Consider the following 20894-nt stretch of genomic DNA (forward strand, 5'->3'; position numbering starts at 1 on the left):
ATCCGCGACCAGCGCGAATCCCCCGCATCCGCGACTTTCTGACTCAGTAAGACTAGAGCTTTCAGTTACAACGTGGTGAGCCACCCCATCGATGTCTGGTCTCCGACCTGCGTCGTAAACCCGACACTGTCGTCCTCACTAGGCATGAAGCGCCGCTACCAATGGTTGTCGCGTGGACATTTATTGTCAGATGGGCTGTCGTTTCGGTTAGAGACCGGCAAATTCTCTGGGTCAGGCGGCGCGAAGGGGACGCGGTTAGATAGAATATTGCATGGCACGTGGTTTGCGTGCCGCTCGGGTTTCCCTCCGCGGCCGTTTGCCTGCCATTTTGCATAGTTGGCTTATTCGAAACGCCTCAACGATCTGAATGCAGCTAATACGGTGCGAGGTTTTTGTGCATTGCACACGAGCTTGACGCGTGGTTAGCGTCCTTTCGGTGCGGGCATCGGGGTTTGGGTAATAATGACGAAGCGGTGAGAACCTCGCTTCGTTGAAAGTGCATGAGGACCCTGATGACCTTTGCGAGCCCTGACAAATCCAGCCCTCCAAGCCTTGAGGCCGTCGCGCGAAACGGCAGCATGCTGCATCGCATTGCCGTGCGCATTCCGACTTATTTGTCGGATATTCGCGAGAATCCTGCATGGCTGCCGAGATTCCTACTCGCCCGCACCATGTGGGCGCGCAGAATGCACTGGCGTGGTGCAAAGCCCGTTCAAGAGTCACAGAAAGCCCTGGACACGATGTTCATGGGTGTCAATCGACAGGACGTCGTCAACGCGCTGCGGTCGCAGGGGCTCTTTTCCGGGCTTGTCCTGCCGCCATTTATCCACCAGGAGATCGCCGCCTTCGCCCGGTGCACGCCTTGCTTTGGCAATTTCGATCGCCGTCTCGAATTCATGCCGATGGCGCATGCGGAAGCTGAGGCCCGGTTCGGCCGTCCCTTGCTCAGCGGCCACTATTTCGAGCGCATTCTCGGTTGTAAGGCCGCACTCGCCATACAGAGCGATCCACTGCTCATGGATGTCGCTGCGCACTATCTCGGAGGTCAGGCGAAACTGATTACCACGCGCGTCTGGTGGAGCTTCCCCACCGAACAGGCCACCGACGCCGACAAGAACCTCGCTTCGCTCGGCAAATACCACTTCGATCTCGATGACTGGCGGATGCTGAAGTTCTTCTTCTATCTGGTGCCAGTCGACGAAGGCACCGGCCCGCACGTCTATGTCCGCGGCAGCCATAACCGCCGGGCCTTCAAGCACCAGCTCACGCTTCTCGTCGGCCATCCGGCCAAAGAGGTTCTGGACGTCTACGGCCAGCAGAGCCCCATTACACTGACCGGTGAAGCCGGTCTCGGTTTCGTCGAGGATCCGTTCGGCTTCCATATGGGCACCGTGCCGGCGCGTAGGCCACGCTTGATGATGGAAGTCGGTTTCGGCGTGTCCCCGCCCTCGCGGCGACGCTTCCATGGCGAGCCGGTCATTCCTGATTTCGAAAATTCCCGAAACAACCTTTCCCAACTGAGATAAGGGCGATGGCGCCATCTCCGGATGATCGGCCCAAAGCGTTTTGTGCAGGTCGGTTTCGAGCTGTCGCAAGAGGCGCCGCCTGGCGACAGGCAAACGCCTCGATCGCGTGTGCGAGTCGGTTGCCGTGCCGCGCTTTCGGCAACACGGCCCGATAGGCCTCCCGCAGCTGTCAGATCGACATGGCTCGAGTGCTTTACTTCGAGCTCAGCCTGGTCCGTTACGGAAGCAATCTTTCATCTCAGCGGAAAACTTCGCATCATGGGAATTGACAGCGGCGCAGCACCGCGCCGCGCATCCGAGGGCCCTACTGCGAGGAAATCGCGTTAGACCCTCGCTGCTCGCCTGGACGAACTCAATGGACACGGGATGAAGAGGTTTGCCGATTTTCTTGTACCTCAAGCCGGTTAGGGGATTGTGCTCCAGAACACCCTTCACCTAGCCCTGGCTATTCATCCAGGCCGCAGCCGTCGGACGGATGTATCCGGCGAAATCCACAATGGCCGCATAGAGTTCTGTTATTCGCCCCGACTGTCGATGCGTTCAAATTCCGATCTCCAACGAATTTGAAGCATGGATCGTTCCTACAGGGGACGGCCTCTTCCATGCTCTTACCACGTCTATCCAAAGGGGGGTGGCGAACAATGACTCTGTTGGCGTTCTATTGCGGTCTTATGTAGCAAAGCACCAAGCTTAGGCGGTGTGGTACGCCCTGAGAACCGCGTAGAGGACCGCAAGGACCAGGAGAACCAGTCAGACCGCCGCCGCGTTGTCATCGCCCTGCGCGAGCGCGCTGGCCGCACCCTGACATTCATCCGCCATCGCGAAGCCGAATGCGTCGAAATCGCCCGCGCTCGTATGCTGGCCAGCTCAAAGCTGTTCGCTGACGAGGCGAGCCATTGGGATGCGCTTGAAGCCGATTACGCCTCGACCCGTATCAACCATTCGGAAAGCTACAGCGACGGCCACGGCAAGCATATGAACATGGTGGAAAGCTACTTCAGCCGCCTGCGCCGCATGGTCGTCGGCCAGCACCACCATGTCTCGCACAAACCAGTACGCGAACCACGCCGCTTGAGGATCACCGCCGCCGCTCAAACGGCGGCAATGCCTTCGCCATCCTTGGTGGCGCACTCAACCACCCCGTAAGCCGTGTATTGGCAGCGGGCCGTACGATAAGAGACTAGTTCAGATCAACTCGAATTGCATTTGATCGTCGGGCTCGGGGGTGACTTCTCGCTGCTCTTGGCAATAGCGCAACTTGATAATCGGTTCCTCGGCCAACTCCGCTCTCAGTCCTTCAACAGACGGTATATCAAGCACTTGGCAAAAAAGGTCATCAATGGCGATCCTCGTAGGGTCGATTGCCATATTTACAATTGTGCTCAACTCCCTGCCGGCGATCTTGTCATAAGCGCTGGCAATTGTGCGCAATTGATTGGCCGACAACGCAAGCACATCAAGGACCGGCATATTCTGGATGGTCGGTTTCTTAAATTGAATCCATGCGCCCCGCGTAGGCACCCGGTGTGCCAGCGATGTCAGTAGACCAAGTGTAGAGTTAAGCCACAAAACGAGCGCCTTTTCGGCAGCCTCGTTTTCCACCCTCAACCGCAATGGCCACCAGACATTCGACAAAGCAGGCTTTGTAAGGCGAATAGCTAAAGTTCTTTGGGTGTTAAGCCAAGACCGCTCAGCTATCATAACCGTCCCCGCGCGCTGCCATAGCACCGCAACATCTCGCAATGAACGCCCCTTGGCTGCGACTGGTCTCGGCGACAGCCATCTGTTCGGCGCCGCTCCGATCCTGCGAACCTCGTCGGCCGAATGCCCCCAAAATACAGGATACGGCGTGCGAGAGCTCGACAGCGTAAAACCATCGGCAATATCTCGCCGGTCGGGGCCAAGAATTCCTATTTCTTCAATCGTGCCGATCCGAAGCGAGATTGTCGCCTTGCGGCCTTGCATATAAAGCTGTCCTTGCCGCAACAGCCAAGCCGTGCGAACCAAGTTTGTCTGCGCAAAAGCGGAACCTATCCAAGGCGATGATCGCACCTCGCCCCACGGGATTTCGATAGCCTCACCGTATTTTTGTGATCCCACGACAATCTCGGAAACACCGTGTCGCGGTGAATCCGCCGTTCCGATAGGTGCGGGGGCGCCGCGGGAGATTTTCTCCCCGACAGCAAGGGCGTGTGCGCTGGTGACCGGGTTTCGCCAAAGGTTGATGAATTGCGTTGGCTCATCAGCAACAGAGTCCAGGGTCTCAATTCGCCGATCGCGTTTTCTCGCGATGACCATCACTTCGCTAAGTTCGGTATTCTCCGAGAAATTCCATCGCTCCGGGTCATGGCTTGCTATGACCGTTTCCAAAATGTACCCGCGATTGATTAGCTCCCGCGTCCTTCCCCACGCTATGCCGGTCGTAAGGGCTGCCGGAAGAACTAAAGCAAGGCGCCCGCCATCCTTAATATGGCGGTCGCCGACGGCAGCAAACACACTTCCGAGCCCGGCTGTAGAAGACGCTGCCAAGTTCGTCGCTTTAAGGCGCTGGGCCAGCTCTGCCTGCATATGCCCGCGTTGATCAGGTACCGATCCGAAAAGAAGATTCCCGCCGACACTTCTTACGAACGGCGGATTCATGACGCACAAATCCAATGACGGAAGTGGCGCAACGGAGGGTACGTGTTCATCGGCAGCGGTTATCGCACTGCCGATTCCTGGGCTCATGAGATCCAACTGGGTCTCGATGGTACTGGCGGAAACGTAATCGATACTACCTAGGTAAACCTGCCCCGATTTCATTCGGCCCATCGGCAGAGAGTAGAGGTGCATTTTATGAAAGCACGTTTCCGGCGCCAGAAGCGCTAAAGTTGACGCCGTAAGATGAACGGCCGATGGAAGGACATCATAGCCGTAAAGCATTTCCTCGATTATTAGCTTATGCAATTCTGTTAGTGAGTCACTATCGATTGTCTCGCTTCGACTTGCTCTAAATTTTATGAAATTATCTGTCAAAGCTTGGCTCGCGGCCATAAGCAGCGTACCCGTACCGCAGGCCAAATCCGCTATCTTGAATTCGTTTAACGAAACCGGATTAGCCCAATCAACTTGGGGCCATCTGTCAATATCTAAAGTCAGCTTTAGTAATAAAGTTGCTGCTGGAACAGACGTGTAATAGGTACCTAGATATTTCGCTTCAAGCAAGAGGAGATGATAAATCCTACCCATTAGGTCGTGCCGTAGGGCAGCCTTCTTCGATACTATCTCTAGCGCTCGCTCGGCAAGATGCCGAACTGCAGAGTCGGTATCAGAATGCGACGGCAGCGACAGAATAATGTCACGTGCCACCTTGAAAATTGGCACGTAATTGATCTCATTTATTATCATGTTCCAGTGGGCAGCAGTCTTCCCAACAAAGTCCCGCTCTACGAGTAACGATCGTATCGGCTTTACCTTTTCTTCAAGGCCAGACAATTGCTCTTGGAAAATGAACGCGTTCGCCAGCATTAAGGCGGCGAGTTTCGCCGTGGTCTCGCGACGGCGTTGTTCAAACGGAAGCGTCGGCACTTGTCTTCCCCCCCACTCCCAAAACCTGAATGAGACGATCGCAAGCTCCGCGGTTGTTCATTAGCGCGCTTGCAACCTCCGAAAGGCCAACATTAAGCGTGTCAACTGCCTGCTGAAGAACATCGTCACGTACCAGAATGTCGTGCGCTCTCCGAAGTTCGGCCAAAATGTCATTCATCGAGCCGCTATGCCAGGCACCGTCGCCGGCTTCCGTTAGGACGGCGAATTCTAGACTCGTTGAACTCAGGGCCTCACTTAGCTTGACGAACTCGACAGTTCGTATCTTGGCCGGGTAGACGACAGCGATTGCCAAATGGGCAATCCCCCGCTCAATCCTGCCGCGCGCATCCGAAAGCACGAGAAGACCAGCTTGCGGAGTATCAGCCACTTTGCCTTCGATTGCGCAGCGAAGCCCGCGATAGGACGCGATAACATCTGGTCGTGACCGGCCGCTATTCAGTATCGTCTCAGGATCGGCTTCTACGCCGCGCCTCCCAAGGCAGGTCGCAAGGACTGTATTTAGAACTTCTTCACGATGACGTTCGCCCATAAATATTGTGCCCCCGCAATTCAGGTATTAACGCGCCATTTACTGTTAAGGCTAGGTTAAAGATTGTTAAGTTATTGATTTATAACCGAAATTTTGGCGGATTTGTACGGCGACTGTGCCAGTCATTTCACAGTCGGCCACATCCAAGCCGCCTTGCCCGCCATCCCTTGGCTGTCTTGATGCAGTCCATGAGCGGCTTTACAAGCGCGGCATCCCATCCCTTCGCCTGCACGATACGCGTTGCGGTTTCGCTTTGATGCGCTGCCGTCCGCTTCGTACTTCAGTATCAGCCGGTAAAGCTCGCCCTTGCGGAACCGGTTCGGCTTCCGTCGCAGCGGCACGTTGTGGAGAAAGACCGTGCCCCACATTCATGCCCAGACGGCTTTCCGCACAGGCGTCGTGCGGTGACGGCGGCGCTTGAGCCTCACCGGGTTGACCGTCTCCGCGGCCGGATCACCCGGCGTGGCGCGCTGGGACTTTTCGCTCTGCCCTTCACCGCAATGGCATCGCCATCGGCCGCGGCGAAACCACTGCGCATCGTCTGCCTGGATGACGGGTTGGCCGAGACCTTGCTCATGCTCGGTGTCAGCCCGATCGCCATTGCCGACCGTGACGTCTGGGAGACCTGGGTGGTCGAGCCATCGCTGCCCCCTGACGTCGTCGATGTCGGCACGCTGCTCGAGCCCAATCTCGAATTGCTGCAGGAGCTTGCGATTTGGGACGGGTCGCCCTTGTAGCCAAGGATCAGCAGCACCGCGTCTATGTGCTGGAGATCATGCGCCAGGTCCGCACCCTTGAACCGGATCATGCCTGATATCTCGGCACGCTTGGCGACAAGGGTGTTGATGGAGTGCTCGTATCGGGCGGAGCGGACAGTCGGCGCTACTCTTAGCATCCCGGATTTTATGGGAACCCACCCTTTAGGTCGCGCGGGAAGTTGGTGCGTTTGCTACATAAGACCGTTCTATTGGGCAAACTTCGCAGCATTCCGGGTCGCTATATCGCCTATGACGGCATGAAGAAGCGTTCGAACCTCTTGTTCGGCGAGCCTGGGTGCAATCCCCGATTCGGACAGTTGAACGAGAATTGTCGTGACGGTGCTGCGCCAGAACGCATTCGCATCCTTCCCGTTTTTGGATTCCAAGACCCTGGCGATCCCTTCGACCAATTTCCGCCGACGATGCAGCGGGAACACGCTTATGTTTGAATCACACATCGATCACCTCACCCCTTTCAGTTTGGCGAATAAGAATTGGCGCGTTGAAAAATTTGGTTAACAGCGCTTTCTTTTATGGGGGTGGCCCTGCAATAAATTGACCAGGGCTTAGTTGGGTGTCCCCGCGATGGATGCGGCGGCTTTCGCGAGTTCGACTTCCGTCCAGGAAGTCCATCAGTGATGATGAGCAGCAGGGAATAGGACAGGAAGCGCTATCGGCGAGCAGGCTCTTGGACTTGATCAGAACCCAGGTGAACCGCCATATTCCATCCTGGCTGCCGCGGTAAGCTGGGCCAGTCGGTGGACGAGGCCGATCCGGCCGAAATCGAGCCGTTCAATTTAATTTGTTGGGAGCGCCGGTCGGGAGGAAATCTCCCAATTGTATCACGCGTCCCTGTTTTGTTGGAGAAGTCTATGAAGGTGCCGCTCATTGCCGAAAACGTCGGCAATCTGAGCTGCGCGATGATCTCGAACTCACGATCAATTTCGGCGGCGGTTTGCCGACCTTCAGACTTCAATAGATGGATCTCTTGGCCGCATTGAGGGCAAATTTTCACCGATAGAGTCGATGCTCTCGAACGCAAGCTGTAGGCGCTGAAAAGTCTCAATCGACTCCTCAGATAAAGTGGCGGCCTTTGCCCTGCCAGTAGCCGCAGAGATGGCGCGAGGTCGGCCGTTTGATCAAAAAACGGTCCGCGCCTTCTTGCAGGTTCAGCTCCGCCCGATGGCGCACAGCGACACGTCGGCGCATGCAACTCGTCGCCTCATTCACAAAATGGAATCCCTGGAGTACTGGGGACCCACATAAAACTCCGGTCGCAGCCTACCCGGTCAAAACAAGGAACCCAACGATGAAGACTCTCGTCATCTGCTCCGGCGGATTGGATTCCGTTTCGCTTGCTCACAAGGTGGCAGCGGAGCACCAACTCGCCAGCCTGCTATCTTTCGATTATGGCCAACGGCACAGGAAGGAATTGGGCTTCGCCGCCCTTTGCGCGGAGCGACTAAACGTGCTGCATCGGATCATCGATATCCGCGAAATCGGCCGCGGCCTTTCCGGCTCCGCCCTAACCGATAGTGTGGACGTGCCGGACGGGCACTACGCCGAAGACAGGATGAAGGTCACGGTGGTGCCGAACCGGAACGCCATCATGTTAGCTACCGCCTTTGGATTCGCGGCCGCGCAGGGGGCCGAAGCGGTGGCGACGGCCGTGCATGGAGGGGATCATTTCATCTATCCAGATTGCCGTCCGGCCTTCATTGATGCCTTCCAGATGATGCAAGACCGCGCCCTCGACGGCTACGCGAACATTCGCCTTCATGCGCCTTACGTGAATCTCACCAAGGCGGACATCGTTGAGGATGGAGCACGATACGGCACGCAATTTGCGGAGACCTGGTCTTGCTACAAGGGCGGTGAGCGTCACTGCGGGCGGTGCGGGACCTGCGTCGAGCGACGCGAAGCGTTCCATCTCGCGCAGCACCCTGACCCTACCAACTACGAGGATGCCGACTTCTGGCTCGAGGCGCTGCATAGGAGGAACGTGTAATGTTCCGCATCACCAAGGAATTCCACTTCTCAGCCTCGCATCAGCTGACCTCCTTGCCTCCCGACCACCAGTGCGCGCGCCTGCACGGACATAATTACATCGTCGAAGTAGAGCTTTCGGCGAAGGAACTGAACGAGCACGGGTTCGTACGCGACTATCACGATTTGGCATCGCTCAAACGCTATATCGACCAGAGTTTCGACCACCGACATCTCAACGATGCGCTGGGACATGAGCAAGTCACGGCGGAATACCTGGCAAGACATTTTTATGAATGGTGCAAGGCACGCCTGCCGGAGACTTCGGCCGTGCGGGTGAGCGAAACACCGAAAACATGGGCGGAATGGCGGCCATGACGCATCCCGCAATCCGCGTCAGTGAGATTTTCGGGCCGACGATCCAGGGCGAAGGCGTGCTCATCGGTTTGCCTACGGTCTTCGTCAGAACCGGCGGGTGTGACTATCGCTGTTCCTGGTGCGACAGCCTGCATGCGGTGGACAATCAATACCGCCATGAATGGGAAATGATGTCCGTTGACGCGGTCTGGCAAAGCGTGGTTGGGCTTTCCGGTGGCCGCCCGGTTATGGTGTCGCTGTCGGGCGGCAATCCGGCCATCCAGCCGCTCGGTGCGCTTATCGAACGGGGCCACCGGGAAGGATACCGTTTTGCGCTGGAAACCCAAGGTTCGGTGGTCAGGGACTGGTTTGCCGAGCTTGACGTACTGGTTCTGAGCCCAAAGCCGCCGTCAAGCGAAATGACGACCGATTGGGCCGCTATCGAGGCATGCGTCCAGGCGGCAAACGAGAAGCCGCAAGTCGTGCTCAAGCTCGTTGTGTTCGACGAAAGCGACTACGCCTACGCGAAGGACGCCGCCGCGAGATTTCCACGATTGCCGATCTATCTGCAACCCGGCAATCACACGCCGCCGCGCCCCGGAAATGCAGACTCCGCTGTCGACCTTGACGGAATAACGAAACGCATGGAGTGGCTGGTTGAAAGCGTGACCCGCGACAGGTGGTTCGAAGCCCGCGTGCTGCCGCAGTTGCACGTTATGCTCTGGGGTAACAAGAGAGGCGTCTAGCCTGCCCGCCTTTCACTGGAACTGCGCCTGCGGGTCTTAGGTTCGCGTTGGCCCACATTTGACGGTGCTGTTGTTTCGGGTATCAGCGCCAAGGGCTGACCACGCCGCAACGATGACCTTTCCTCGATTCGGACTGCTGGCGATATCGACGAGTGTCGGCCCTGCTGGTCGGCAAGCGCGCACCCGATTCCCTCCTGCCCAGCCTGGGCTGATCATGCGAAGAAGCCTCCGCTTTGGAGGGAGGTGTCTGCATGGAGACCGACGGCAAAATGGACGTCCATTTGGACCCTGTTCAGCCGCGGCCGAGCGAAGGCGTCTAGCAGTGGAAGCCCACCACAGGGGCGCTCAAGGCTTGCGGCTACGCCTCGGACGTATGGAGGCTGACGCGGCAGCGGTGCCCATTTGCGTTGAGGCTCCTTAAGGATTGCGGCTGTTGAGGGTTGTGTGCGTCAAGTTCTGCAAAAATGGGGCGGCCATGGCAATGTTCAACGGCACCAAACGCCACCATGCTCATGCCGGCAAGCATGAACGCAGCGCCGCCGTCGAAAACATTCTGCTATCGAACCTGGAAAGACTGCATGTTGGTTGGCGCCCGATGGCGTGAGCGCCGCAATTGTCTCGCCATCCGCAATTGACAGAACTCGAGACGGCCCTGCGCCCCACCAAAAGGTTGACGCAACACAATTATTTGAACGCGTGCGATTATTTGAACGCGTGCGATCCGTCGACGCCTCCTGCAGCTGGCGCGCTTCTTGCGGGCTTTCATCGCACGGCCCCAGGAAGTGCCCTGTCGACGATGCCGAGTTTGAAATTGCTCGACGAAAACCAAAGAAGGAGGTGGCATGAGACAGGTCGCGCCCGCCGGAGGAAGGACCAATTGCCGAGCTGATGATGGTCACAGGACCGTCACATCTTCTGTCTTCCAGCGGCATTATTTTGATTGGAAGAACCCAATAAGGAAAGACAAAACCCACCATGTGATTATCACCTGTCAGGGTGGGCGAGATCGCAGTGTGCCGCTGTTCGGGTGCGGCGCAACTTTTCAATGGCAAGGCGGCCAGACAGGAACACGGGCAAGACACCAGCGACAGTCAATCAGCAATAAGGGCTTTTTATATGCAAGGTTTCGAACGCGGCTCGATTGCCGCGGGGCGGCTCATCGTGCCTATTTCCACCGTTGTCCTGCTGGCGGGATGTATCGTCGGCCCGGATTATCGGACGCCAATTTTGCCCACGCCGGCACACTGGAGCGGCCAAAACCCAACAAAGACCGCCTTACCGGCTCAATTGTCGAAATGGTGGCAGCGGCTGCGCGACCCCGAGCTGAACGCGCTTGTCGAGGAAGCGGTTGCCGGCAATCTCGAGGTCGCCTCCGCCAGAGCCAAGATACGCGAGGCTCACGCGAGTTATCGCCAGAGCGCAGCGACCTTGTTCCCGTCCGCCGACGGCTCCCTATCGGCCAACCGCGGCACGACTGCCGCGATCACGTCGGGATCTGGCGGCGATTCCTCTGGCGCGTTCCGGTCCGGTTTCGACGCCACATGGGAGCTGGATCTGTTCGGCGCCAACCACCGGAGCGTCGAGGCGGCCCGCTATGGACTGGACGCCGCCGAGGAAGAACTGCGCTCCAGGCTGCTGACCCTGATCGGCGATGTCGCCTCCAACTACGCTCAGGCGCGCGGCTATCAGGCGCGCATTCAACTCGCACGCCGCTCAGTCGCATCCCAAAAGCAGACCGTCGCCATCACCCGCACAAGGGCCAAGGCCGGCCTGGTGACAGCGGCCGATGTGGCAAAAGCCAAGGCACAGGCAAGCAGCACGGAGGCCGAGGTGCCGACGCTGGAGGCAAGCTATGCGGAGACAGTGCACCGTCTTGCCGTGCTCACCGGACGGTCGCCGGACGCGCTGAACGACAGGTTGAAGCGCGGCGCGCCGATCCCGGCACCACGTCTGCCGGTGCCGACCGGCATTCCCGCCGACATCCTGCTCGCCCGCCCCGACGTACGCATGGCGGAGCGGCAATATGCTCAGTACACCGCCAGGATCGGCCGGGCCGAGGCAGCCCGCTATCCAAGCGTCAGCCTGACTGGAAATATCGACACGTCGGCCCTCGAGCTTGGCGACCTCGGCAAGAACTCCACCATCGGCTTCTCTTTTGGGCCGAAGCTCAGCGTGCCGCTGTTCAACGCCGGCAAGCTGCAGGCCGCCGTCGACGTCGCCAAGGCCGAGCGCGACCAACATTTCATCGCCTACAAGGCATCCGTGCTGACGGCGCTCCAAGATGTGGAAAACGCCAGCGTCTCGCTGACACAGGAGCGCATCAGGAACGGCAAGCTTTCCTCGTCGGCGAAATCGGCCCGCGACGCCGCACGCCTGGTGCGGATACTCTACCAGTCCGGTGCGGCGAGCCTGCTCGAAGTGCTGGACGCGCAGCGCTCGCTCGATACGGCCGAGGACACCCTCCTGCAAAGTCGCGTCTCGATCGCCACCGACTACATCGCGCTCAACAAGGCGCTCGGCGGCGGCTGGGACGGGGCCATCGACAGCGCCAAGCCGGAGGGCGTCGACGCCAAAACCAGGCCACAGCCGGCGTCGAAGGCAACCCAATGACAAACGCGCAAGCCGAACTTCACATGTTCCGTTTCGCAGGGTCTCAAGGCAATGAGATCTTCCCACATCGTCGACCTTGCATCGGATTCGGTCCGGCGCTTCTACGAAAAGCGCATCGACGCGCCGGCCGTCCTGGATCCTGCGATCGACCTTCCAACGCGGTCGCAGTCACCGCCGCCCCGGCAATTATCCGCGACGACGCGGTTTCGGTGCAGCTCAGCAGGTGGCGCGCTTCCACCACATCATGCCGCAAAAGGGAACGTTTCCATGTCCGCCAGCTGCTGTTCACGTCCGGTTGTGAACTATGATGAAGACGGGATCGCAGCGGCGTTCGACCGTTACCCGGAGCAGACCGTGCCGCCGGTTGACTTGTTCGGCAAGGCGGGACGTCAACAGCTGGCCAGCCTCCGCGTCTCTGACATGGATCGCCTCAAGATCGACAGGGACTGGCGTTCATCGGCGACAGCCGCAGGTCGTAACCGCGCCAACTGTGCTCACTTCACTCCGTTCGTGACTGTGCAACGACTTAGTGCCTCGGCTTTTTCGAAATGTGCTGCCGCGGGTTGGATGAATTTCGATGTCGTGTTCGGGGGGCCGATTAACCTGGAACAACAAGGAGACGGCTTGTCATGGAGACAGGAATACTGGACGAATACGAACTGCGGCTTAATAAATTAAGACGCTTGATCGAGAACAAGGAGCTGGATGCTGCGCTGATAACCTCTACAGACAGCATCTTTTATCTGACCGGCTTCCGCTATCAGCCATTCGAGCGCCCGTTTTTCCTCGTCGTACGCCCCGAGGGCGATCTCGTCTTTGTGACACCGCGGCTGGAGGCCGAGAACGTCGCGGCGATCCCGCTGCTGCATCGCATCTTGGAATACACCGAGTACCCGGCGCCCAAAGGCGAAACATTTCTCGACGCGCTTGCCCAGGTGATCGGGGAGCATGATGTGATCGCAGTGGAGCCGTCCATGCCTGCCGAACTCATGCGAGCACTTGAGCACTTTTTCCCGATGGTGGAGCCACTGGTGGAGCGCTTGCGACTGGTCAAGTCGCCCTACGAGATCAGTCGGATCGAACGGGCCGCGCGCTTTTGTGACCTCGGCCTGCGGATGGTGATGGATGCAGCGCGTATCGGTACCTCCATCCAAGGCGGGTATGACCGCATCCCGGAGCTTCGCAATGCCATCGTCGAGGGCGAAGGAAAATTCGACCAGCACACCAGCTCGATCTGGCTCGGTGTCTGGGCTGCACCCTTCAGCGCCCAGCCGCATCGCTTTCCCGAACCGACGGACATATTCGGCGAAGGTCCCAATGTCGGCTTGTCGTTTCTTCGGGTGAACGGCTATTCGGCGGAGACCGAGCGCACCTTCTTCCTGCACCGCACCTCGGGCGATCAAGCCGCGGTCTTCGCGACGATGCTCGCCGCCCGCAACATCGCCTATGACATGCTTCGGCCCGGTGTCAGCGCCCACGAAGTCGATCATAAGGTCAAGTCGTTCCTGCGTTCTGAAGGATTCGGCGGAAATCTACTGCACCGGACCGGTCACGGTATCGGCATGGCCGGACACGAAGGACCGTGGCTTGCCGAGGGGAGCGACGACATCCTGCAGGAGAACATGTTGATCAGTGTCGAACCGGGCATCTACTGGCACGGCCAAGGTGGCTACCGCCATTCCGATACCGTTCTGATCACTGCGGACGGCTATCGGAAGCTGACCGATTTCCCATCTGACCTGGATTCGATGACTCTTGTTTGAGCGGACCCGTTGTCAGTCAGCCGGAGGGCGACAAACGCCCCCTGATGGGTTCGCTGCAAGCACGACACTGGGCGCAGCGTGGTTATGTTCAACTTGTCAACGGGCAAGCCGCCAACCCCATCCACGGTATTGCTGATGCTCGCCTTGCCCAAACCGTCAAGGGATTGAATGGCGGCGAGGTTTGAGACTTGCAGCCATCGGGCGATGCGTCTGAGGTCAAGGCCGCACCCGGTCGATCGCAGGATCGCCTCGCTGTTCATTCCGAAGTCCGCACCGGCACCGACTGCGCATCCGACGTAGCCGTCCGGGCGGTGTGGCCAGTGCAACGATTGCGCGCCAGGTGCGCACTTGCGCTATGTCGTAACGCGGTGGTCGACCCCGCCGCCTGCTCAGCACCCGACCATAGGGTGGCTGCAGAGACAATCGGTGCCAACCGCGGCGTTCGATATTCGATCACCCGGTATGATCAGACCGCCGGGCTACGGGCCCCGGGGCATAGCCGTACCACGATATCGACCACGCCGATCGCAGCCCTTAAGGCAAAGACGTCGCGTCGACGGCCTTCCAGCCGCTCCGCGAAGCTCAATCCCGCAGTCGGCCTTTCGGTGCTGGGCAGGCGCCAGCGGCGAGTGCACAAATGTGCCCAGGATCGCTATGAGAGATCCCGCGCGTTTCGCGCGGCCGCTAGTCGGCACGAAACTTGCAACGTCGTTGGTGCGGCGTTCGACCGGAACGCCGTGATGGGAGAAGCCCCCCAAAGGGAGGAACCCACCTCGATCCGCGCAGGGAGACAACTATCTTGAAACCGGCCAATTCGCAGCCCACGTCCCGCGCCCCGCAAGCTTTGCTACGCCCGGCTTTACGCGCAGGTGCTTGCCGCCATCGCCCATGGCATCACCCATGTTTGCTTCTATCCGCCAGGTCTGCGAGAGCATGAAGCGGCTGGACGATGCCTTCATCAAGTTCGTCAAGATGGTCATCGCGCCTGTCATCTTTCTGACAATTCGACCGGCATCGCCGCTATGAACGATCTCCAGAAGGGAACGATCTCCAGAAGGTCGGCCGGCGTGGCGAACGGCACTTGCGTCTGGCCAGCTCGCGCGAACGCTTCCCAGATATTGGGGTCGGCTCGTTGGCACGAAGCCGTCATGGACGCACCGCCAGATGGCACCGGCTCGATGGCTACGGGTTCCAGTAGCTCCCCGTGCTGCGCGACCCCCTCGGCCGCCGATCCAAAGCGATGACCGCTTTGCGCCAAAAGGCCAGCCGTTGCTGCCCGACCGTTCACCGCTGATTGGAGCCCGCCTCATGTTTAAGCAAAGTACCACCCTCGTCGCCGCGATCGCTATTCTGGTCGCGCTGCTTCTTTCGGCGCTGGCGGCGCTAAAGCAATATCCAGATGACCTGAGCCTGCTGGGAGACCATCGCCAGCTCGCAGCGGAGCTGCGCATCCTCATTCTCAAGCGGCGCGACGCACTCCTCAACGACCTCGCTTCGCCAATCGCCGGCAATCCCGAAGCCGATGTCGCTCTGGTCTCTTTCTTCGACTACAACTGTCTGCCTTGCCGGGCGGCAGGCCTCAATATCCAGCAAGCCATCAGGGACGATGCCAATGTGAAGCTTGTGTTCAAGGAGTTCCCGGTCCTGGGATCGAATTCCGAATTCGCCGCGGGGGCGGCGCTCGCCTCCCGCCAACAGCGAAAGTATGAGGCGTTCCACCTCGCCCTTATGAATTTTCCCGGCGTGGTCAACAAAAGAACCACCTTGACCATCGCAGGCCGTGTGGGCCTAGACGTTGAGCAGCTCAAGCGGGACATGGAGGATCCGGCGATCGCAGACGCCATCGCGCGCAATCGCGCGCTCGCCAGCGGTCTGCATATCACCGGCACGCCGGCGTTGGTGGTCGGCGACGAAGTGATCCCCGGGGTGGTCGACCTTGTCAGACTGCAACGCGCCATTGCAGATGCGCGCGCGACGGCCAAGGCTCAGCCTACCACATCCGCAGACTTGGCATTTTGACCAAATGGCTGGGGCGGGCATTGGAAAAGCAGCTCAATCGAGCCGCGCTTGCGGCTCTCCCCAGGCAGCATCTCGCCGGGACGGCCGACGCGATCGCGGCATGCTGATGGCTGGCTCCCACGAGACATTTGACATCGTTGTCATCGGAGCCGGGCCGGTCGGACTTTCCTTCGCCGCATCGCTTGCCCGGAGCCAACTCAAGGTGGCCGTCGTCGAACAGCAGCCCCTGGAAAGGCTGGCCAATCCGGCTTTCGACGGTCGCGAGATCGCGCTGACCAACGCTTCGATTGCAATCCTTCGCGAGCTCGGCGCCTGGGATGCCATCCCCGCTTCGGACAAATCACCCCTTCAAGGCGCGCGCGTGCTCAATGGTTCGAGCCCCTTCACGCTGCGCTTCGATTCGCCCAGCCGATCTCGCGAGCCGCTCGGGATTCTGGTGCCAAATTGTCGGATCCGCGACGCCCTGTTCAAGATCATTCGCTTGCAGGATCATGCCCAGCTGCTGTGCGGCCACGCGGTCGTCCATGCAACAAACAGCCACGAAGGTGCGGTCATAACGCTCTCTGACGGCAGGCAATTGGCCGCTCGGCTTCTCGTTGCCGCGGATTCGCGTTTGTCCGCCACGCGCGACCTGCTCGGCATCGGCGCCGATATCAACCAGCTCGGCAAATCGATGCTGATTTGCCGGGTGAGGCACGAGCGCCTCCATCACCAGATCGCAGTCGAATGGTTCGATCACCATCAGACGATAGCGATGTTGCCGCTCACCCAAGGCGTGTCGTCGCTGCTTCTCACCTTGCCCTCAAACCAGGCCGACAAACTGATTGCTTTCGACGACGATTTGTTCCTGAAGGAATTGACGGACCGGTGTCGAGGGCGCCTCGGAAAAATGAGCCTGGCAAGCACCCGCCACAGCTATGCGCTGGTCACGACGTGGGCGCACAAGTTCTGCGCTCCAAGCGCCGCACTTGTTGGCGATGCCGCAATCGGCATGCACCCGGTGACCGCGCATGGCTTCAACATCGGCATCAGCGGGCAGAAGCAACTCTCAAATGGAATCCTGACGGCATGTCGCGACCGTCGCGACATTGGTGATCCCGATTTGCTTCACAAATACGAAAGCTGCCTGCGCCTATCGGCGGCACCGCTCTATCATGCCACGAATATCCTTATCGGACTATACTCAGGCGAGCACCCAGCGGCACGGGTTGCAAGACATGTCGGGCTTCGCTTTGCCCAATATCTCCCCTTCGTCCGCCATGGCATTTCCGCCATGCTCACGCGGTAAGATCACACCGAAATTCGTAAAGCGTTCGCAACTGCCGGTGATGGCTGCCAGTGAGCGCTCATTTTCGGGCAGACCCTTGGTACCCCCGTTCGCGGTTACGAGGGTCGTTTCGCTGGCCAAACCACGACCAAGAAGGGATGAAGGCTCGACAGTCCCGTTCTGCCGGATAAACGGCGGAAATCTCTGACAATCCTGACCACAGACAAGTAGCGTCGTCACTTATGGAGTTGGCCCGGCTCGTTCTCGTCTATAGCGTGCCCGCCGCAATCGTTGCGGTTGCGCTTTCACAACAAATCTATTTCCCAATGGCGGCAGCGGAGGCGGCGGAAGTCTATCCGCCATCGGTCAGATCGTCGCGACTGTCGGCACCGTATTGGCGGTAGGCGTAGCCATTTCCATTTTCGAACCCGCCGCTGGTAACCTATCGCGGTCAAGATCTGTGAAACCGGTACGGCAGCGTTTTCCTCTTGGCGCCCACATAATTTGAGGGTTCAGGCCGCTCATCGAGATCGGCGCGCCAAGGATGGCGGTTACCCGTTATAGGCGAGGATGTGGTTTTGATGTTGATAGCTGGCAAGTGAGCAGACGACATAGCTCCATCCAGTCCTCGCCGAAGGCATGCTCGCCCTTCTGTCGCCGCACCGGCACGACGTCGGGCATGCCCGTTGGACATCGTAAAATTAACAGAGGGCTGACGAATTTGTACGATGAAGCGTGCATATACAGGATGGCCCCAATCCGCTTATCGCCGCTACCGTTCCCCGCCTCCTCGCCCTGGCCACAGCGTCAGATTGCTCACCTCGCTGCTGCCTGAATTCGCGACCCATTGTCATCAATATGCCCGACGCGCGACGATTTACGATCTCGTCTCTTTTTACGCCATCTGCCACCTTCTGTCGCTTTTGTCGGGTCCACGACACAGGCGTGTTTGGCCAATATGTTGTTTTGTCCTTAGGCTAAATAGCTGAAAAGATAACACGAAATTCTTCTTCGACCCTATCAGGCAAGTTGGCACGAGTCTTGAAACCTTGAGTACGAGGCGGCGAGAGCTGCCGACCGGCATTCATGTCGCGGGCAGCCGCGATGGGTGAAAAGAAGGAAGGAACGCTACATGTCAGGTCTGCGTCAGATCGCATTCTACGGCAAAGGGGGGATCGGCAAATCCACCACCTCCCAGAATACACTCGCCGCACTTGTCGACCTCGGGCAGAAGATCCTTATCGTCGGCTGTGACCCCAAAGCCGACTCCACCCGCCTGATCCTGAACGCAAAGGCGCAGGATACGGTCCTACATCTCGCGGCGCAGGAAGGCTCGGTGGAAGACCTCGAACTCGAGGATGTGCTCAAGGTCGGCTACAAAGGCATCAAGTGCGTGGAGTCCGGCGGCCCCGAGCCGGGTGTCGGCTGTGCCGGCCGCGGCGTCATCACCTCGATCAACTTCCTTGAGGAGAACGGCGCCTATGACGGTATGGACTATGTATCCTACGACGTGCTCGGCGATGTCGTGTGCGGCGGCTTCGCGATGCCGATCCGCGAGAACAAGGCGCAGGAAATCTACATCGTCATGTCCGGCGAGATGATGGCGCTTTATGCCGCCAACAACATCGCCAAGGGCATCCTGAAATATGCCCATTCGGGCGGCGTGCGGCTCGGCGGCCTGATCTGCAACGAACGCCAAACCGACCGCGAGCTCGACCTTGCCGAAGCACTGGCCGCCAGGCTCAATTCCAAGCTGATCCATTTTGTGCCGCGCGACAACATCGTTCAGCACGCTGAGCTCAGGAAGATGTCAGTCATCCAGTATGCGCCGAACTCCAAGCAGGCGGGGGAATACCGCGCGCTGGCCGAGAAGATTCATGGCAATTCCGGCCAGGGCACCGTCCCGACCCCGATCACCATGGAGGAGCTCGAGGACATGCTGCTCGACTTCGGCATCATGAAGACCGACGAGCAGATGCTTGCCGAACTTCAGGCCAAGGAAACCGTCAAGGCGGTCGCCCAATAACCGCTCCTGCCGCCGCGAGGCGCGGACCTGGAGCTGGCGCGCCTTTTCAAAGAACGGCGCCTCCTCAATGAGGCGTCACCCGAACCATTAAAAGGGATCCCATGAGCCTGGAATACGAGAATGACGGCGCTCTCCATGCGAAGCTTGTCGAGGAGGTGCTGTCGCAATATCCCGACAAGGCGGCCAAGCGCCGCAAAAAGCACCTTAGCGTTGCTAAGAGCGGAGAAGAGGCTGGCGAGGAAGGCGAGGTCGTCTCCGAATGCGACGTCAAGTCGAACATCAAGTCCATTCCGGGCGTGATGACGGTTCGCGGCTGCGCCTATGCCGGCTCTAAAGGCGTGGTGTGGGGTCCAGTCAAGGATATGGTCCATATCTCGCACGGACCGGTCGGCTGCGGGCAATACTCCTGGTCGCAGCGCCGCAACTACTATGTCGGTACGACGGGCATCGACACGTTCGGGACAATGCAGTTCACCTCCGACTTCCAGGAGAAGGACATTGTTTTCGGCGGCGACAAGAAGCTGGAACAGATCATCGACGAGATCGAGGAACTGTTTCCCCTCAACAACGGCATGACCGTGCAATCGGAATGCCCGATCGGCCTGATTGGCGACGACACCGAAGCTGTGTCCCGCAACAAGGCCAAGCAGCTCGAAAAGACGATCGTGCCGGTACGCTGCGAGGGCTTCCGCGGCGTCTCGCAATCGCTTGGCCACCACATCGCCAACGATTCGATCCGCGATTGGGTCTTCGAGAAGAAGGAAGTCGAATTCGAAGCCGGTCCTTATGACGTCAACGTCATCGGCGACTACAATATCGGTGGCGACGCCTGGGCCTCTCGCATCCTGCTGGAGGAGATAGGGCTGCGCGTGGTCGGCAACTGGTCGGGCGATGCTACGCTCGCCGAAATCGAGCGCGCGCCGAAGGCCAAGCTCAATCTCATCCATTGCTACCGGTCGATGAACTACATCTGCCGGCACATGGAGGAAAAATACGGCATCCCCTGGATGGAATACAATTTCTTCGGCCCCTCTCAGATCGAATCCTCTCTGCGCAAGATAGCCAAGCATTTTGGGCCTGAAATCGAGGAGAAGACCGAGAAGGTCATCGCCAAGTACAGGCCGCTTGTCGATGCGGTCATTGCCAAGTACCGGCCGCGCCTCGAAGGCAATACCGTCATGCTCTATGTCGGCGGCCTGCGACCCCGTCACGTCATCACGGCCTACGAAGATCTCGGCATGGTGATCGTCGGCACGGGCTATGAGTTCGCCCACAATGACGACTATCAGCGCACCAGCCATTACGTGAAGAACGGCACGCTGATCTATGACGACGTGACCGGTTACGAGTTGGAGAAGTTCATCGAGGGGGTTCGCCCTAATCTGGTCGGCTCGGGCATCAAGGAAAAGTACCCGGTGCAGAAGATGGGCATACCGTTCCGGCAAATGCACTCCTGGGATTATTCAGGACCATATCACGGCTATGACGGCTTTGCCATTTTCGCCCGCGACGTGGATCTTGCCATCAACAACCCGGTCTGGGACCTATTCCAGGCCCCCTGGAAAAAGAGCCCGAGCCATGGGCAAGCGTTGGCTGCCGAATAACCACCTGTGCTCAGCTTGGTCTCCCCAAGGGAGACGATGAACGCCTGCGCCCGCGATCCGCGGGAGACCTGAAACGCTCGACGTCCCTGAGCCGCCATATGGCGAGGCCAGATGA

At 58.9% G+C, this 20894-nt stretch carries 16 protein-coding genes and 2 pseudogenes; 15 read left to right on the forward strand and 3 right to left on the reverse strand.

All coding sequences use genetic code 11. The features are described from left to right. Window positions 1-512: 512 nt before the first annotated feature. Together ACFOJ9_RS01120 and ACFOJ9_RS01125 are read left to right on the forward strand one after the other, a co-directional pair. The gene (locus ACFOJ9_RS01120; protein WP_378976514.1) at window positions 513-1526 is read left to right on the forward strand and encodes a hypothetical protein; all 1014 of its coding nucleotides are present in this window, start codon (window positions 513-515) and stop codon (window positions 1524-1526) included. Between the two features lie 693 nt (window positions 1527-2219). Beyond that, window positions 2220-2710 (forward strand): annotated as a pseudogene (locus ACFOJ9_RS01125) (transposase); the annotation flags it as partial. A gap of 1 nt (window position 2711) precedes the next feature. On the opposite strand, the gene ACFOJ9_RS01130 reads toward ACFOJ9_RS01125, so the two are convergent. Together ACFOJ9_RS01130 and ACFOJ9_RS01135 are read right to left on the reverse strand one after the other, a co-directional pair. Then, window positions 2712-5093, reverse strand: a complete 2382-nt coding sequence (locus ACFOJ9_RS01130) for a hypothetical protein (RefSeq protein WP_378976516.1) — start codon at window positions 5091-5093, stop codon at window positions 2712-2714. Continuing rightward, window positions 5074-5643, reverse strand: coding sequence for a hypothetical protein (locus ACFOJ9_RS01135; protein WP_378976518.1), 570 nt, complete (start codon window positions 5641-5643; stop codon window positions 5074-5076). The genes ACFOJ9_RS01130 and ACFOJ9_RS01135 overlap by 20 nt, the downstream gene beginning before the upstream one ends. A 404-nt stretch (window positions 5644-6047) precedes the next feature. Between ACFOJ9_RS01135 and ACFOJ9_RS01140 the strand changes: the two genes are divergently transcribed. Beyond that, window positions 6048-6380, forward strand: coding sequence for a hypothetical protein (locus ACFOJ9_RS01140; RefSeq protein ID WP_378976520.1), 333 nt, complete (start codon window positions 6048-6050; stop codon window positions 6378-6380). A gap of 227 nt (window positions 6381-6607) precedes the next feature. Here ACFOJ9_RS01140 and ACFOJ9_RS01145 read toward each other — a convergent pair whose 3' ends face one another. Then, a complete protein-coding gene (locus ACFOJ9_RS01145) occupies window positions 6608-6859 on the reverse strand; it encodes a DUF6074 family protein (RefSeq protein ID WP_378976522.1) in 252 nt (83 codons plus the stop codon). An 851-nt stretch (window positions 6860-7710) separates the two neighbouring features. Between ACFOJ9_RS01145 and queC the strand changes: the two genes are divergently transcribed. From queC to nifD, 12 genes and pseudogenes are all read left to right on the forward strand, one after another. Then, entirely contained in the window at window positions 7711-8409 is a 699-nt protein-coding gene (gene queC, locus ACFOJ9_RS01150; RefSeq protein ID WP_095090499.1) for a 7-cyano-7-deazaguanine synthase QueC, read from the forward strand. Further along, window positions 8409-8765 carry a 6-carboxytetrahydropterin synthase QueD gene (queD, locus tag ACFOJ9_RS01155; RefSeq protein ID WP_095090498.1) on the forward strand — a complete coding sequence of 119 codons (357 nt, stop codon included), beginning with the start codon at window positions 8409-8411 and terminating at the stop codon, window positions 8763-8765. Before queC ends, queD begins: the two co-directional genes overlap by 1 nt. After that, window positions 8753-9490 (forward strand): 7-carboxy-7-deazaguanine synthase QueE, encoded by a 738-nt coding sequence (queE, locus tag ACFOJ9_RS01160; protein WP_378924048.1) that lies wholly within the window; start codon window positions 8753-8755, stop codon window positions 9488-9490. The genes queD and queE overlap by 13 nt, the downstream gene beginning before the upstream one ends. Before the next feature lie 475 nt (window positions 9491-9965). After that, window positions 9966-10094 carry a hypothetical protein gene (locus ACFOJ9_RS01165; protein ID WP_378976524.1) on the forward strand — a complete coding sequence of 43 codons (129 nt, stop codon included), beginning with the start codon at window positions 9966-9968 and terminating at the stop codon, window positions 10092-10094. Between the two features lie 512 nt (window positions 10095-10606). Beyond that, window positions 10607-12100, forward strand: a complete 1494-nt coding sequence (locus ACFOJ9_RS01170) for an efflux transporter outer membrane subunit (protein ID WP_378976526.1) — start codon at window positions 10607-10609, stop codon at window positions 12098-12100. Window positions 12101-12367: 267 nt separating this feature from the next. Continuing rightward, window positions 12368-12778, forward strand: coding sequence for a hypothetical protein (locus ACFOJ9_RS01175; protein WP_378976528.1), 411 nt, complete (start codon window positions 12368-12370; stop codon window positions 12776-12778). Beyond that, a complete protein-coding gene (locus ACFOJ9_RS01180; protein WP_378976530.1) occupies window positions 12730-13863 on the forward strand; it encodes a M24 family metallopeptidase in 1134 nt (377 codons plus the stop codon). The genes ACFOJ9_RS01175 and ACFOJ9_RS01180 overlap by 49 nt, the downstream gene beginning before the upstream one ends. Window positions 13864-14675: 812 nt before the next feature. Beyond that, window positions 14676-14903 (forward strand): annotated as a pseudogene (locus ACFOJ9_RS01185) (cation:dicarboxylate symporter family transporter); the annotation flags it as partial. Between the two features lie 268 nt (window positions 14904-15171). Beyond that, window positions 15172-15882 carry a DsbA family protein gene (locus tag ACFOJ9_RS01190; RefSeq protein WP_378976532.1) on the forward strand — a complete coding sequence of 237 codons (711 nt, stop codon included), beginning with the start codon at window positions 15172-15174 and terminating at the stop codon, window positions 15880-15882. Between the two features lie 106 nt (window positions 15883-15988). Then, window positions 15989-17170 carry a 5-demethoxyubiquinol-8 5-hydroxylase UbiM gene (gene ubiM / locus ACFOJ9_RS01195; protein WP_378987484.1) on the forward strand — a complete coding sequence of 394 codons (1182 nt, stop codon included), beginning with the start codon at window positions 15989-15991 and terminating at the stop codon, window positions 17168-17170. 1111 nt (window positions 17171-18281) lie between these two features. Continuing rightward, window positions 18282-19175 carry a nitrogenase iron protein gene (nifH, locus tag ACFOJ9_RS01200; RefSeq protein WP_095090555.1) on the forward strand — a complete coding sequence of 298 codons (894 nt, stop codon included), beginning with the start codon at window positions 18282-18284 and terminating at the stop codon, window positions 19173-19175. A 101-nt stretch (window positions 19176-19276) separates the two neighbouring features. Further along, the gene (gene nifD, locus ACFOJ9_RS01205; RefSeq protein ID WP_378976534.1) at window positions 19277-20779 is read left to right on the forward strand and encodes a nitrogenase molybdenum-iron protein alpha chain; all 1503 of its coding nucleotides are present in this window, start codon (window positions 19277-19279) and stop codon (window positions 20777-20779) included. Window positions 20780-20894 lie beyond the last annotated feature (115 nt).

The organism is Mesorhizobium cantuariense (assembly GCF_042647205.1).
Classification (GTDB): Bacteria; Pseudomonadota; Alphaproteobacteria; order Rhizobiales; family Rhizobiaceae; genus Mesorhizobium; species Mesorhizobium cantuariense.

What these genes read in the sequence shown, in the direction of transcription:
- ACFOJ9_RS01120 (WP_378976514.1), top strand. Translation starts at nt 513, where the DNA reads ATGACCTTTGCGAGCCCTGACAAATCCAGCCCTCCAAGCCTTGAGGCC.
- ACFOJ9_RS01175 (WP_378976528.1), top strand. Translation starts at nt 12,368, where the DNA reads ATGTCCGCCAGCTGCTGTTCACGTCCGGTTGTGAACTATGATGAAGAC.
- queC (WP_095090499.1), top strand. Translation starts at nt 7,711, where the DNA reads ATGAAGACTCTCGTCATCTGCTCCGGCGGATTGGATTCCGTTTCGCTT.
- nifH (WP_095090555.1), top strand. Translation starts at nt 18,282, where the DNA reads ATGTCAGGTCTGCGTCAGATCGCATTCTACGGCAAAGGGGGGATCGGC.
- ACFOJ9_RS01165 (WP_378976524.1), top strand. Translation starts at nt 9,966, where the DNA reads ATGGCAATGTTCAACGGCACCAAACGCCACCATGCTCATGCCGGCAAG.
- queD (WP_095090498.1), top strand. Translation starts at nt 8,409, where the DNA reads ATGTTCCGCATCACCAAGGAATTCCACTTCTCAGCCTCGCATCAGCTG.
- nifD (WP_378976534.1), top strand. Translation starts at nt 19,277, where the DNA reads ATGAGCCTGGAATACGAGAATGACGGCGCTCTCCATGCGAAGCTTGTC.
- ACFOJ9_RS01180 (WP_378976530.1), top strand. Translation starts at nt 12,730, where the DNA reads ATGGAGACAGGAATACTGGACGAATACGAACTGCGGCTTAATAAATTA.
- ACFOJ9_RS01145 (WP_378976522.1), bottom strand. Translation starts at nt 6,859, where the DNA reads ATGTGTGATTCAAACATAAGCGTGTTCCCGCTGCATCGTCGGCGGAAA.
- queE (WP_378924048.1), top strand. Translation starts at nt 8,753, where the DNA reads ATGGCGGCCATGACGCATCCCGCAATCCGCGTCAGTGAGATTTTCGGG.
- ACFOJ9_RS01135 (WP_378976518.1), bottom strand. Translation starts at nt 5,643, where the DNA reads ATGGGCGAACGTCATCGTGAAGAAGTTCTAAATACAGTCCTTGCGACC.
- ACFOJ9_RS01190 (WP_378976532.1), top strand. Translation starts at nt 15,172, where the DNA reads ATGTTTAAGCAAAGTACCACCCTCGTCGCCGCGATCGCTATTCTGGTC.
- ubiM (WP_378987484.1), top strand. Translation starts at nt 15,989, where the DNA reads ATGGCTGGCTCCCACGAGACATTTGACATCGTTGTCATCGGAGCCGGG.
- ACFOJ9_RS01170 (WP_378976526.1), top strand. Translation starts at nt 10,607, where the DNA reads ATGCAAGGTTTCGAACGCGGCTCGATTGCCGCGGGGCGGCTCATCGTG.